The 13,035-nt window shown below is 61.8% G+C and carries 12 protein-coding genes; 10 read left to right on the top strand and 2 right to left on the bottom strand.

The features are described from left to right. The first annotated feature begins 90 nt into the window (after positions 1-90). From BLW71_RS16695 to BLW71_RS16650, 10 genes are all read left to right on the top strand, one after another. Complete coding sequence (locus BLW71_RS16695; protein WP_091797949.1) at positions 91-1,239, top strand: flagellin; 1,149 nt, start codon at positions 91-93, stop codon at positions 1,237-1,239. Positions 1,240-1,395: 156 nt separating this feature from the next. After that, positions 1,396-2,901, top strand: coding sequence for a flagellar filament capping protein FliD (gene fliD, locus BLW71_RS16690; RefSeq protein ID WP_091797947.1), 1,506 nt, complete (start codon positions 1,396-1,398; stop codon positions 2,899-2,901). A 3-nt stretch (positions 2,902-2,904) separates the two neighbouring features. Then, on the top strand, positions 2,905-3,219 hold the full coding sequence (gene fliT / locus BLW71_RS16685; RefSeq protein WP_091797944.1) for a flagellar protein FliT: 315 nt from the start codon (positions 2,905-2,907) through the stop codon (positions 3,217-3,219). 275 nt (positions 3,220-3,494) lie between these two features. Then, entirely contained in the window at positions 3,495-5,882 is a 2,388-nt protein-coding gene (locus tag BLW71_RS16680) for an O-linked N-acetylglucosamine transferase family protein (protein WP_091797941.1), read from the top strand. Further along, positions 5,879-7,024: a dTDP-4-amino-4,6-dideoxy-D-glucose aminotransferase VioA gene (vioA, locus tag BLW71_RS16675; protein ID WP_091797938.1), complete on the top strand. Its 1,146-nt coding sequence runs from the start codon at positions 5,879-5,881 to the stop codon at positions 7,022-7,024. The genes BLW71_RS16680 and vioA overlap by 4 nt, the downstream gene beginning before the upstream one ends. A gap of 5 nt (positions 7,025-7,029) precedes the next feature. Beyond that, entirely contained in the window at positions 7,030-7,728 is a 699-nt protein-coding gene (locus BLW71_RS16670) for a WbqC family protein (protein ID WP_091797935.1), read from the top strand. Further along, complete coding sequence (locus BLW71_RS16665; protein ID WP_091797932.1) at positions 7,725-8,702, top strand: hypothetical protein; 978 nt, start codon at positions 7,725-7,727, stop codon at positions 8,700-8,702. The genes BLW71_RS16670 and BLW71_RS16665 overlap by 4 nt, the downstream gene beginning before the upstream one ends. Next, positions 8,699-9,223 carry a GNAT family N-acetyltransferase gene (locus BLW71_RS16660; protein ID WP_091797929.1) on the top strand — a complete coding sequence of 175 codons (525 nt, stop codon included), beginning with the start codon at positions 8,699-8,701 and terminating at the stop codon, positions 9,221-9,223. Before BLW71_RS16665 ends, BLW71_RS16660 begins: the two co-directional genes overlap by 4 nt. 33 nt (positions 9,224-9,256) lie before the next feature. Beyond that, entirely contained in the window at positions 9,257-10,042 is a 786-nt protein-coding gene (locus BLW71_RS16655; RefSeq protein WP_091797926.1) for a phytanoyl-CoA dioxygenase family protein, read from the top strand. A 4-nt stretch (positions 10,043-10,046) separates the two neighbouring features. Beyond that, a complete protein-coding gene (locus BLW71_RS16650) occupies positions 10,047-10,784 on the top strand; it encodes a class I SAM-dependent methyltransferase (RefSeq protein ID WP_091797923.1) in 738 nt (245 codons plus the stop codon). A gap of 232 nt (positions 10,785-11,016) precedes the next feature. On the opposite strand, the gene BLW71_RS16645 is transcribed toward BLW71_RS16650, so the two are convergent. Both BLW71_RS16645 and BLW71_RS16640 read right to left on the bottom strand, forming a co-directional pair. Then, positions 11,017-11,991: a SphA family protein gene (locus tag BLW71_RS16645; RefSeq protein ID WP_286162011.1), complete on the bottom strand. Its 975-nt coding sequence runs from the start codon at positions 11,989-11,991 to the stop codon at positions 11,017-11,019. Further along, positions 11,978-12,724 (bottom strand): DUF1214 domain-containing protein, encoded by a 747-nt coding sequence (locus tag BLW71_RS16640; protein WP_091797918.1) that lies wholly within the window; start codon positions 12,722-12,724, stop codon positions 11,978-11,980. The genes BLW71_RS16645 and BLW71_RS16640 overlap by 14 nt, the downstream gene beginning before the upstream one ends. Positions 12,725-13,035: the final 311 nt, after the last annotated feature.

Raw genomic sequence — 13,035 nt, 5'->3', positions numbered from 1 at the left:
AACCTTCATTGAGGCGGCCAGCAATGAACGAGTGCTTCCGCCGATGCCAACGTGGCGTATTGGGCTCAAGGCTTATTTAGGAGATTTTCCATGCTCGGAATCAATAGCAACATCAACTCGCTGGTTGCACAGCAAAACCTTAATGGCTCGCAAAGCGCCCTTTCGCAAGCCATCACCCGCCTGTCGTCGGGCAAGCGCATCAACAGCGCGGCTGACGACGCAGCAGGTCTGGCAATCTCGACGCGTATGCAAACGCAGATCAACGGCCTGAACCAGGGCGTGTCGAATGCGAACGACGGCGTGTCGATGATTCAAACCGCATCGAGCGCACTGTCGTCGCTGACCTCGAGCCTGCAACGTATCCGCCAACTGGCCGTGCAAGCATCGACCGGTTCGCTGTCGTCGAGCGACCAGGCAGCTCTGCAGAAGGAAGTCTCGGCGCAGATCGCTGAAGTGAACCGTATCGCTTCGCAAACGACGTACAACGGCACGAACATTCTGGACGGCTCGGCAGGCAGCGTGACGTTCCAGGTCGGCGCGAACGTCGGTCAGACGATCAGCCTGGACCTGAGCCAATCGATGTCGGCAGCGAAGATCGGTGGCGGTCTGGTGCAAACGGGTCAAACGGTTGGCACGATCGCCGTCAACACGGACGCGACCGGCACGTACACCAGCACGGGCGCGACGATCACGTCGGTCAACGTGCTGTCGGACGGCAAGGGTGGCTACACCTTCACCGACCAGAACAACCAGGCAATCTCGTCGGGCGCAGTGTCCAACATCTTCTCGGCCGGTACGGCATCGGGTACGGGCACGGCAATCACGAACCTGACGCTGAACGCCACGCTCGCCACGGCGATGGGCGCAACGGCTTCCGGCGTCGCGACCGCATCGATCGCACAGATCAATGCGATCAACAACCCGCCGACGGTTTCGGGCCTCGACATCAGCACGGTCACCGGCGCGAACGAAGCAATGGTCTCGATCGACAACGCACTGCAGACCGTGAACACGCTGCAAGCTGCACTGGGCGCCGCGCAAAACCGCTTCACGGCAATCTCGACGTCGCAGCAAGCTGAATCGACCGACCTGTCGTCGGCACAGTCGCAAATCACGGACGCCAACTTCGCACAAGAAACGGCGAACCTGAGCAAGGCGCAAGTGCTGCAGCAAGCTGGTATCTCGGTGTTGGCGCAAGCTAACTCGAACCCGCAGCAAGTTCTGAAGCTCCTGCAGTAAGAGCTGACGCAGTAACGGCGATGCGTCGCGCGCAAGCGGGGCGCATCGCCGGTTTCAAACGACGGGAGGCATGCCTCCCGCTGTGCATTTCCATCACGCAGTGATGTAGCATCGCGCACCACCCAATACAGATTTCCAGACGCCCGGAGCCTCTGCATGTCCTCGATCTCAACCTCGTCTTCTACAGCAAGCGCCAACGCCGCGCTGCAGTCGGCTGCTCAATCGATCATCAGCGGCTCGACGGGCAATTCGTCGATGGACGTGTCGACGCTCGTCACGGCGCTTGTGAACGCGAAGACCGCAGGACAAACCGCGGCTCTGGCGGCACGACAAACCACCGACAACACCACGCTGTCCGCCTACGGCGCACTAAGCTCGGCGCTGAGCGCACTGCAGTCGGGCATCACGAATCTCGCCAACGGCACCACGCTGTCGACGTTCGCGGCCACCGCGAGCGGCACCGGCTTGACCGCGACCGCCGGCGTCGGCGCCGTGGCCGGTAGCTACTCGGTCGCCGTGACGCAGATTGCCAGCTCGCAAGCCTTGTCGTCGGCGGCCTTCGGCTCCACGACACAACTGGGCACCGGCACGCTCTCCATCTCGCTGGGCGGCAAGTCGATGGATATCAACGTCGACAGCACCAACAACACGCTCTCGGGCATCGCTTCGGCAATCAACGCGAGCAGCAGCAACCCCGGCGTCACGGCGACCATCGTGACCGGCACGGACGGCGCCCACCTCGTGCTGCGCGCGGCGAACACCGGGGCAGCGAACGTCATCAACGTCACGACCAGCAACATCACGACCGACAACGGCCTGTCGAGCCTCGGCGTGACCTCGACCGCCAGCACCACCGGCGGCCAGTCGACGATCACCTCGGCCAACGCGGGGAGCGCCTGGACGCAGAGCGGTTTTGCCCAGGACGCGGAATTCACCGTGGGCGGAATCGCGGCCAGCAGTTCGACCAATGCGGTGACGAGCGCCATTGCGGGCGTCACGATGAACCTGACGTCCGCATCCGCCGGCACCACGCAGACGCTGACCATTGCGGCCGACACCACCTCGCAGAACACCGCGATCAATAATTTCGTGAGCCTCTACAACACCGTCGTCACGACGATGTCCACGCTCACCTCGTTCAGCTCCGGCTCGTCCTCGCAAGGTCCGCTGCTCGGCGACTCCACGCTGCAGACGATCAAGAACACGCTGGCCACCATCATCGGCGGCTCGGTCGGCTCGGGTAGCACCGGCACCACGCTGGCGGCGATCGGCATCTCGCTGAAGGACAATCCGGCGGACGGCACGCTGGTGGTCGACAATACCGCGCTGAATACCGCGCTGACGAGCAGTCCGGCCACGGTCGCATCGCTCTTCAACTCGACCAACGGCATTGCCGAGCAGTTGAACTCCAGCATCACCACGTTCACGCAGACCGGCGGCATCATCGACACGCGTAATACCGCGCTCAATGCCGATCTGAAGAGCATCACCACGCAGCAAACCGCCCTCGCCGACTACACGACACAGTTGACGAACCAGTATCAGGCGCAGTTCACCGCCCTGAATACGTTGATGGCGACCATGAACAACAATTCGCAGTACCTGACCGCGCTGTTCGGCGGCACCAACAGCGCGGGCGCGCTGGCCACGAACAAGGGCTAAGCAATGAACGCGCACACCATGAATCAGACGGAACTGGTCGAACGCGTGCTGTCGATCACGCGCGAAATCGAGCAGGCGGCCTCGCTTGCCGACTGGCCGGAAGCCGCCCGCCTGACCGAAGCACGCTCGCCGCTGCTGATGTCGCTCACCGCGGAGCAGGAGCCGGCCGCGCTGGAAATGATCCGCCAGATCCAGGCGATCGACGCGGCCCTGGTCGCCGACGCGGCAGTCACCCAGAACGAACTGCATACCGAGTTTGAAGCGGCGATCGGGCGCACCAAGGCCGCCGGCGAATATCAGCGCATGGCCCGCCTTTAAAAATCACCCGAAGCGGCATGCCCCGAAGCGGCATCCGCTCCGTAAGAGCCGGTTCGACCGGCCGACCGAATAATAAGAACTACGCGCCAAAGTGAGGCGCGCTCGTTCCCTCAGCCCGCCTCGTGCGGGCTTTTTTCTTTTTCCCCGCTGGTCTTCCGGCTTTCCGCCCCCCTCTCCATACGCTAAACAGGCGGCCTTTTTACCGTCATCTCCGAGCATCGGAAACGCCCTCTCCGTCGCACAATTTCCGTCATAGACCATTCTGCGCTGAGACCATGACTCTCCTGTACGAGCAGCCGACAGCTGACCCCTTGACGCCCGAACAACAGCTCGAGCACGACATCGCACTCGTTTTGCAAACGGCGCTGGAGCACCACCACAAGGGCGAATTCGACGACGCCGAAGCGCTCTATCTGGCGATCCTCGACGCCAAACCGCAGCACTCGGACGCGCTTTACGACCTTGGCGTGCTGCTCGTTCAAACGGACCGTCCCAAAGACGCATTGCCCCGCTTCGAACTGGCGCTAGGTCAGCAACCGCAAAACGGCCAGTATTGGACGGCTTATATCAGCGCGTTGATCGACGCCGGTGAAACCGCCGCCGCGTGGCTCGCGCTGGAAATGGCGCAGAAGCAAGGACTGAAGGGCCCGGCGGTGGACGGCCTGATCGTGCGGATGGCGAATCCCGGCAAGATCGTCCTGACGCAGCCCGTGGCAGCCCAGAACCCGCAGTCAGCCGGCAGCGCGGCCGCTCCAACAAATAGCGAAGGCGCAGAAGCAACCGCAGATGCCGGCAAGTCCACGATCGCAGCCGGACGGCGCGTAAGCCAGCAGGAAACCTCGCGATTCACGTCGCTCTACAACAAAGGCCAGATCGCCGACGCCGTCAAACTGGCTCGCACGCTAACCCAGCGCTTCCCCGCCGACGGCAACGCGTGGCGCTGGTTCGGGATTGCGTTGCATCGTCTGGGCCGTTACGACGACGCGCTCATCCCGCTGCGCAAGGCTGCCGAACTCCTGCCCGAAGAGCTGGAGAGTCGCGCCGTCCTCGCGGATACGCTGCGACTGAAAGGCTTGCACAAGGACGCCGAAGAAGTCTGCCGCGCGATCATCGCGATCAACCCGGCCTACGCCGAAGCGCAACGGATCTACGGCATGTCGCTGGTTCACCAGGGACGAGTGGCCGAAGGTCTGGCTGCGGCCCGGCGCGCGATCGAACTGGCGCCGGACACGTCCGGCATGTACAACACACTGGGCGTGTTGCAGCTCGATCTGGGCATGGTGAGCGAAGCGGAGAAAAGCTTTCACGTCGCGCTGGAGAAAGACCCGAAAGACCCGATCGCGGCGGACAACTATCTGTTTTCGCTCGCCCACAATCCTGAAGTCAAGCAGGACACGCTGTTCGCCGAACACATTAAATTCGCGCAACAGCACGAAGCGCCGGTGCGTTCGCAGTGGCCGCGTCATGTGAACAAGCGCACGCCGAATCGCAAGCTGAAGATCGGCCTCGTTTCCGGTGACCTGTTCCGTCACGCCGTCGCCTCGTATCTGTTGCCGATCATGGAGCGTCTCGCGACCGACGCCAGCGTCTCGCTTCATGTGTACAACAACCACATCCTGGAAGACGACTACACCCATTTGCTGCGCAAGTGCGCCCATGAATGGCACCAGGTCACCGGCATGCCGGACGCGCACCTGGCCAACCGGATCCGCGACGACAGAATCGACATTCTGTTCGACCTGTCCGGCCACACGGGCCGCAATCGTCTTCTCACGTTCGCGCGCAAGCCCGCGCCGATCCAGGTCAGCTGGCTCGGCTACCCGGCCACGACCGGCCTGAGCGCGATGGACTATTACCTCGTGGACCGGTTCGGTGTGCCGTTCGGCGAACCGGAGCGCATGTTCTCCGAGAAGATCGTCCATTTGCCCGCGAACGCGCCCTTCCTGCCGGAAAAAAGCGCGCCGCCGGTCAACATCCTGCCGGCCATGCACAACGGCTACGTGACGTTCGGCAGCTTCAACCGCCTCAACAAACTGCGCCCCGACGTGATCGCCCTCTGGGCGGAATTGCTGAACGCGCAACCGTCGTCGCGAATGTTGCTGGGCGCGATTGCAACCGACGAGGACGAACAATTGCTCCTCGACTGGTTCGACAAAGCAGGCATCTCGCGCGAGCGTCTGATGTTCCGCCGCCGCTCGAGCATTCCGGTCTATCTGCAGCAGCATTTTCACGTCGATATCTGCCTCGACACGTTCCCGTACACGGGTTCGACCACCGTGCTGAATTCCCTGTGGATGGGCGTGCCGACCTTGACGATTGCAGGCGAGACGTTGCCGAGCCGCGCCGGCGCCACCTGGATGTCGCACGTCGGCCTGCAACAGTATCTCGCCGCCGATAAGGCGGACTTCGTCGCCAAGGGCGTCGCGCTGTCGTCGGATATCGAGGCGCTCGCCGCACTGCGCACCGGTTTGCGCGAGCGCTGCATGGCCTCGGCGGCATTCCGGCCTGAAGTCGTCGCCGCGGGCTTGTCGCGCGCATTGCGAATCATGTGGCAACGCTGGTGCGACGACCAACCGCCCGTCGCGTTCGAAGTAACGGCAGAAGAAGCCACCGCCGCCACCGACGACGCCGCCGCGCCGTCCAAGACAGGGGACAACAAGTGAACGCAGCCTTACCGCTTGGGGCCATCGACCCGCAGATCGACGAGCGCATTTACGTTACCCAGCCGCACCTTGCGCCGCTTGAAGAATTCATCCCCTATCTTCAACAGATCTGGGACAGCAAGATCCTCACCAATGCCGGCCCATTTCACCAGCAGTTCGAAGAGGCGCTGTGCAAGTACCTCGGCGTGCGTCATCTTGCGCTGTTCACCAACGGCACGCTGGCGCTGCTCACCGCGCTGCAGGCGCTGCGCGTGACCGGCGAGGTGATCACGACGCCCTATTCGTTCGTGGCAACCGCCCACTCGCTGGTCTGGAACGGCATCAAACCGGTATTCGCCGACGTCGATCCGCATACGCTCAATCTCGATCCCGCCAAAATCGAGGCCGCGATCACGCCGCAGACCACCGCGATCATGCCGGTGCATTGCTACGGCAAGCCGTGCGACGTCGAGGCGATCCAGAAGATCGCCGACAACTACAATCTGAAGGTGATTTACGACGCGGCCCATGCTTTCGGCGTGCAGACCGAAACCGGCAGTGTGCTCGAACACGGCGACCTTGCCGTGCTGAGCTTCCACGCGACGAAGGTCTTCAATACCTTCGAAGGTGGCGCGATCATTTGCCAGGACGCCAAGACCAAACAGCGCATCGACCATCTGAAGAACTTTGGATTCGTCGATGAGGTGACTGTAGTTGCGTCCGGCATCAACGGCAAGATGAGCGAAATCAACGCCGCGTTTGGGTTGCTGCAATTGCAGCACATCGACGAAGCGCTGGCGCGGCGCGCGCGGATCGACGCAATCTATCGCGAACGGCTGCGCGACGTGCGCGGTATCCGCTGCCTGCCCAAAGAAGGCCAGAAAGTCGCGAACCATTCGTACTTTCCGATTCTCGTCGGCCCGGAGTATCCGATCAGCCGGGATGCGCTGTATCAGAAGTTCCGCGACCAGAATATCTACGCGCGCCGCTATTTCTATCCGCTGATCTCGGACTTTCCGATTTATCGCGGCCTGCCTTCGGCGCGTCAGGACAATCTGCCGGTCGCGCATACCGCTGCACAACAGGTACTGTGTCTGCCGATTTTCCCGGCGCTGACCGACGACATGCTCGATCGCATCATCGGGATCATCGCGGATACCTGAACGCCATGAAGCTCGCGATCATGCAGCCCTACCTGCTGCCGTATATCGGCTATTTTCAGCTGGCAGCGGCTGTCGACAAGTTCGTCTTTTACGACGACGTGAACTTCATCAAGAACGGCTGGATCAACCGCAACCGCATGCTGCAGGGCGACCAGGTGCGTTATCTCACCGTGCCGCTCAGTGGCGCGAGCCCTATGCTGAAGATCAACGAGGTGCTGGTCGAGCCGCGCGAGCGCTGGCTACGCAAGCTGCTCGAATCGATTCGGCATGCTTATGCCAAAGCGCCTCACTACCCGCAGGTGAGCGCGTTGGTCGGACGGATTCTGGCGGAGCCGCTCGCGCCGGTTTCGCTGCTCGCCTCGCACACCGTGATGGAAATCTGCAAATACCTCGAGATCGATACCGAGTTCGTCCCGTCGTCGACGAAATACGGCAATGCGCAACTCAAAGGTACTGAGCGGGTCCTGGACATCTGCGCGCGAGAGCAGGCGGCTACCTATGTGAACCTGCCGGGCGGTCGAGCGCTTTACGATAGCAACGCATTCTCGGCACGCGGCGTGGAGCTTGCCTTTATCGAGCCGAACCTGAGCCCGTACGCACAGTTCGATGACGCGTTTCACCCGGCCTTATCCATTCTCGACGTCCTGATGTTCAATAGCAAAAACAGCGTGAGAGATATGCTGTGCGTCGAGGTGAACGCATGACGGCTCGCGAATCGCGCGCAATCGGCGGCTATTTCGAACTCGAACTGCCGCGAGTCGACGCGTCGCTTCACGGCAACGCACTGCGCTTTCAGTCGTCGCGCGCCGCGTTTCTTGCACTGCTTCGCGCGGGGCGACCGACTGCCGTCTGGATGCCCTGGTACGTCTGCGATGCGATGATCGAACCGCTGCGCATGACCGGCACGCCGGTCAAACGCTATCGGCTCGATGCCGACTTGCGCGTGCAGTCTGCCGACCTCGCGCACGGCGAGTGGCTCGTCTACGTCAACTACTTCGGACTGTGCGCTCGCCAGGTCGACGACGTGCTCAGCCGGTTTCCGCGCGAACGCGTGCTGATCGACAATGCGCAGGCGTTGTTCGCGCGGCCCGCCGATTGTCTCGCCACACTGTATTCGCCGCGAAAATTTCTCGGCGTGCCGGACGGCGGCTATCTCGTCACGCAGCAGCCAGTCGACATGCCGGCAGCGTTTGACGAAGGCTCATTGCTGCGCTGCGGGCATCTGCTGACCCGGCTCGCGAAAGATGCGGAAGCAGGCTACGCCGACTACGCGGCGGCCGAAGAAAGTCTGAAGCAACAAGAGCCGTTGCGGATGTCGACATTGACCGAGCGGTTACTCGCCAGCATCGACTACGATAGTGTGAAGGCACGGCGAGTCGAAAATTTCGCCTTCCTGCACGAGAAGCTGCAGCGCTACAACCGCTTCACGTTTCGCTACGACGAACAGACGGTGCCGCTCTGCTATCCGTTGTTCAACGCGCCCACCGGCGCGCGCGAAGCGCTTCGTGCGCAGCGCATCTATACACCCACCTACTGGCCGGACGTGGCGGACGCTGAAGGCGCGCCGGACTTCGAACGCGATCTCCCGGGTTCGACGCTTTGCGTGCCGTGCGATCAGCGCCTCACACGCGACGATCTCGAGCCGATCGTGCAACACTTACTGGACCGGCTCGCATGAGCGACAACACGATATTCCTGCGCGAAATCGAGCGCGGCGATCTGCCGACAATCAATGCATGGCGCGCCGACAAGGCATTGGTCAGCCTGCTGGGCGGCGCCTTCCGCTATGTGGGCGCCGAGATCGACAACAAATGGTTCGATAGTTACCTCGGTTCCCGCGCGGGCAACGTGCGTCTCGCCGTGTGTCTCGCCTCGACCCAGGCCGTGGTGGGCGTGACATACCTGCTGGGCATCGACTGGGTGAACCGCAGCGCGGAGTTCTCGATTCAGATCGGCGCGGAAACGGCACGCGGCCGGGGCATCGGCGAGGCCGCGACGCGTCAGACGCTCGACCACGCGTTCGGCGACCTCAATCTCAACCGCATTTCGTTGACCGTGCTCGCATCCAATGCGCGCGCCATCGCGCTTTACGAGAAAGTGGGCTTTCGTGCCGAAGGTCTGCTGCGCCAGGCCGCCTTCAAAGGCGGCCGCTATCTCGACATCATTCCGATGGCCATCCTGGCTGACGATCGGCGCTGAGCCCTTCCCTTTTGCCGTTGTCTTGCTCCACCCATGAACACGATTGACGCTCACCACCACACCGCACTTGCAACGGCAGGCTGGACCGTGCTTCCCCGCCTGATACGCAGCGAATTGCTCGATTCGCTGGTCCAGGCGCTGGGCCCTTCGCTCGCGCTGCGCGACGCAATCCGACGACGCAACGGCGTGCTGGAAAACAGCGCCGGCACCTTGCATCATCTGCTGATGGATGACCCGTGCTACGTCGAATTGCTCGCGGAACTCTCGGCGCTGGAGCCGGTTTTCAAAGGATACTTTGAAGGCAACTTCATCCTGAATTCGTACGGCGGCGTGATCAACGAACGCGCCTCGCGCTCGTATGTGCAGAACGTGCATCGCGACATTCGCTTCGGCTCGGACACGCGGCGCTTCATGGTGAACGCGTTGGTGATGCTCGACGATTTCACGCTCGAGAACGGCGCGACGCATGTTCTCTCGCACTCGCAAAACATCCAGCAGCAGCCTACCGACGAGCATTTCTACGCTCAGGCCGCACGTGCGACCGGCGAGCGCGGCTCGGTTCTGCTGTTCGATTCGCGCATGTGGCATGCCACCGGACGCAATACCACCGACGCGCCGCGACGTGCGCTGACACTGACTTTCACCAGCCCATTCTTCAAGCCACAGCTCGATTACGCGCGGCTGTTCGGCTACCGCAATCTCGACCGCTGCAATGCATGGATGCGCCAGGTGCTCGGCTTCAATGCCCGGGTGCCGGAGTCGCTCGATGAATTTTACGTGCCGGTGGAGCAGCGGTTCTATCAACGCGGACAGGATTGACGACATGAGCAGAGACTACAACGCGGAAGCGAAAGATCATCCGGAACATCGCTACGCTTACGACTTCGACTACCTGATGCATGAGTACATGCTTCGGACCTTCGAGCCGTTCCTCGCCGGCGATAACGCGCTTGAACTGGGATGCTTCGAAGGCAACTTCACGCGCCTTCTGACGAAGCGCTTCGATTCAGTGGAAGTGGTCGAAGCATCCGCGGACTGTATCGCCGTTGCGTCGGATAAGACCCAAGGCGCCGCCAGCTTCCATCACTCGACGTTCGAGACTTTCGAACCGTCGCGACGCTATGACAATATTTTCCTCATCCATACGCTCGAACACCTCGATGATCCGGTTGAAGTGCTGAGGCGGATTGGTGGCTGGTTATCCGAGGGTGGCCGGCTGTTCGTGGCCGCGCCGAATGCGCGCGCCGGCTCCCGGCAGATCGCGGTCAACATGGGACTGATCGACCATCACGCCGCCGTGACGCCGGCGGAAGCCGCACATGGACACCGGGTAACCTATTCGATCGATACGCTGCGGGCCGATCTGCGTGCGGCGAACCTGCGCCCGGTGACTGAAGGCGGCGTGTTTTTCAAGGGTCTCGCCAACTTCCAGATCGATGCGGCATTGCAGGCCGGCATTATCTCCCGAGCGTATCTGGACGGCTGTTTCGAGTTAGGCCGCGTCTATCCTGATTTGTGCTCGAGCGTGTACGCGATATGCCAGCGCGAGATGGAGCGCTGATCGGGACGCTCGAGTCCAGTTTGCGTCTGCCTGAGCGGGCTGCCCGATCTTCGGCGGTGCGCTGCCGCGCGGCCGCCGGCCGCCACAGCCGCGCTCTTGCCGATAGATGTTACGGCGGAGGCGGACGCATCGCGGCCCCCAAGCGACCACACAGTCTTTCCTTGCCATTCAAGCAAGCGACGGGCGCAACGCTTCCGGCAACTCACGTCTCACGCTCGACTCACCGCGCGCGCTACTGAAAAGTCGCATTGACCGACAGTTGCACCGCATTGCCCTTCGGCCGGTTGCTCGTGTTGAACTCATTGACCCACCGCAGGGCCGCCGACACGGGGGTTTTCTGGATCTTGCCCGACCACGTGACCATCGGCCCGAGGCCGACGGAATGCCCCTGACTGCCGCCGACGAGGTCTGCGATACCGCCGCTGTCATTGCCGATCTGCTGAATGTAGCCGCCCACCACGCCGACGCCCCAGCCATTGCTGAAGCGCTTGAGCGCAAGTAGATCGAGCACGCTGACCGGCGCGTTGTGATAGTGGGTGTCGTTATTGGGTGTGTAGAACTCGAGACCATAGTTCAACGACAATTCGATGTTCTCTTTCGGAAGCAGCTTCGTATAGGCGATCGTCGGCGTGAAGGTCCACGTGTTCTGCCCGGCATTGGCCAGCCGGTTAGGGTTGTATGCGCCAGTCGGCGCATAGATCTGCACGCTCAGCGCGACATGGTCTGTCTTGGTCAGGTGATAACCGGCGATGACCGGCGTGAAGAAGAAATCGGCGAATTGCGTGCCGTGGTCGTTCGGCAAGCGGCCATGGAACGACGAGATGTCGGTGTACTGGACCGGCACGCCGAACGAGGACGCGAAGTTCCAGCCACCCGCGGTGATACCCCACGTCTTGACCGCAGCGAGGATGGTGTACTCGGCCGTCGCGTTGACGCCGGCCGTGACCTGCCCGGCGATCGGAATCGATTTGCTCGCGCCTAGCGACCCTTCGTAATAGATCGTGGCGGCGGACACGATCCAGTCGTTGGTGGGCGGCACGACACCGCCGTACGGCGTCACCTGCATGCCGGTAATGGGCCGGCCTATACCGCCTTCAGTCGCCCACGCCGTTTGGCAGAGACTCACACCGGCAGTGGTCAGAAGCGCGCCTTTGCACAGCTGGGTGACGAGCTGCCTCGTCGCGAAGAAACGGTTAGGTTGACTCATGATCGTCCTCATCAAATAGAAGTTCGGCATTCTCACTCCAGCCGAACCGCATCCGCACCGTCTGCGTCGCCAAGCCGCACGCGCGCGGGTGCGCCCGTGTGTCGGCCTTGTGTCGACCTTCGCACGCGATTGACGGCGGCGTCCAGTTTTCATCGAGCATGGCTTGCCGCGACCCGTAGGCGCGCAAGTACAGGGAGAACTTTGCAACAGCCGGCACCGGCGACGCATTGGCGAAACTGTCTTCGCGGGCCTCTCGTCTCGCACGTGGAGCGAGAGCAAGCCGTTTGCGTTGAAATTCGAGTTTTTGATCGGCTTGCCGGGGCGCGTAGCGGTTATGTGCGTTGAGTGAAGAAAAGTAATGCCAGTTGTATAACGTCAGCGACCGGGCGCCTTTCTCAGACGGCTGCCGATCTCCATGGAAGCTCGCAGTGTAGCGCCCGCCGCCGTCGCGAAATGGGCCCGATGCGTCGGTGTCCGAATAAAAACAGTTTGTCTTGCTCACGCTGTTGACAAAGCTGTTCGACTTCTCTATCAGCGTTTGGGTACGCTGGTCGGTGTCAAAGACAGCGCCGCTCCTGATCGTACGGCGGTTCCCCGGCAAGACATCGCTTGTGGCGTCAAGGTTCGTATTGTCGCGTTGGCTCAAATCGGCCCGCATACCGACCGGCGAGAACACAGACACGAACGCGACCGCGCATACCGTTTCCTCCCCAAACACGCAGCTATAACCCATTATTGGGCCTCGTCTATGGGCGCTCTCATTGCCGAGCGCCCGCCTTTGCCTACGCGAAATCGTTTCAAAGGAGCGGTGGCTTTCGCGTGTCCGATTTAAATCGAATTCATTATTTCGCGCGTGTTCATGCGGCCGAGAAATCGGCAAGCAGATATCAATCCACGCGGATAAAGCATGCTATGTCACTCGAACAATTGGGAATGGCAGTGCGACGGAATACAGGGCTTGCATGAGCGCTCCTTGAAAACGAGAAACGCCGCATCAAACGAAGCATGCGGAAAGTGGACGAATCACCACGCTGGCATCGTTGG

Source organism: Burkholderia sp. WP9 (genome assembly GCF_900104795.1).
GTDB lineage: Bacteria > Pseudomonadota > Gammaproteobacteria > Burkholderiales > Burkholderiaceae > Paraburkholderia.
This window is presented reverse-complemented; position numbering and strand designations above follow the sequence as displayed.

Coding starts and splice junctions, on each gene's coding strand:
- BLW71_RS16695 (WP_091797949.1), top strand. CDS start 91: ATGCTCGGAATCAATAGCAACATCAACTCGCTGGTTGCACAGCAAAAC.
- fliD (WP_091797947.1), top strand. CDS start 1,396: ATGTCCTCGATCTCAACCTCGTCTTCTACAGCAAGCGCCAACGCCGCG.
- fliT (WP_091797944.1), top strand. CDS start 2,905: ATGAACGCGCACACCATGAATCAGACGGAACTGGTCGAACGCGTGCTG.
- BLW71_RS16680 (WP_091797941.1), top strand. CDS start 3,495: ATGACTCTCCTGTACGAGCAGCCGACAGCTGACCCCTTGACGCCCGAA.
- BLW71_RS16670 (WP_091797935.1), top strand. CDS start 7,030: ATGAAGCTCGCGATCATGCAGCCCTACCTGCTGCCGTATATCGGCTAT.
- BLW71_RS16665 (WP_091797932.1), top strand. CDS start 7,725: ATGACGGCTCGCGAATCGCGCGCAATCGGCGGCTATTTCGAACTCGAA.
- BLW71_RS16660 (WP_091797929.1), top strand. CDS start 8,699: ATGAGCGACAACACGATATTCCTGCGCGAAATCGAGCGCGGCGATCTG.
- BLW71_RS16655 (WP_091797926.1), top strand. CDS start 9,257: ATGAACACGATTGACGCTCACCACCACACCGCACTTGCAACGGCAGGC.
- BLW71_RS16650 (WP_091797923.1), top strand. CDS start 10,047: ATGAGCAGAGACTACAACGCGGAAGCGAAAGATCATCCGGAACATCGC.
- BLW71_RS16645 (WP_286162011.1), bottom strand. CDS start 11,991: ATGAGTCAACCTAACCGTTTCTTCGCGACGAGGCAGCTCGTCACCCAG.
- BLW71_RS16640 (WP_091797918.1), bottom strand. CDS start 12,724: ATGGGTTATAGCTGCGTGTTTGGGGAGGAAACGGTATGCGCGGTCGCG.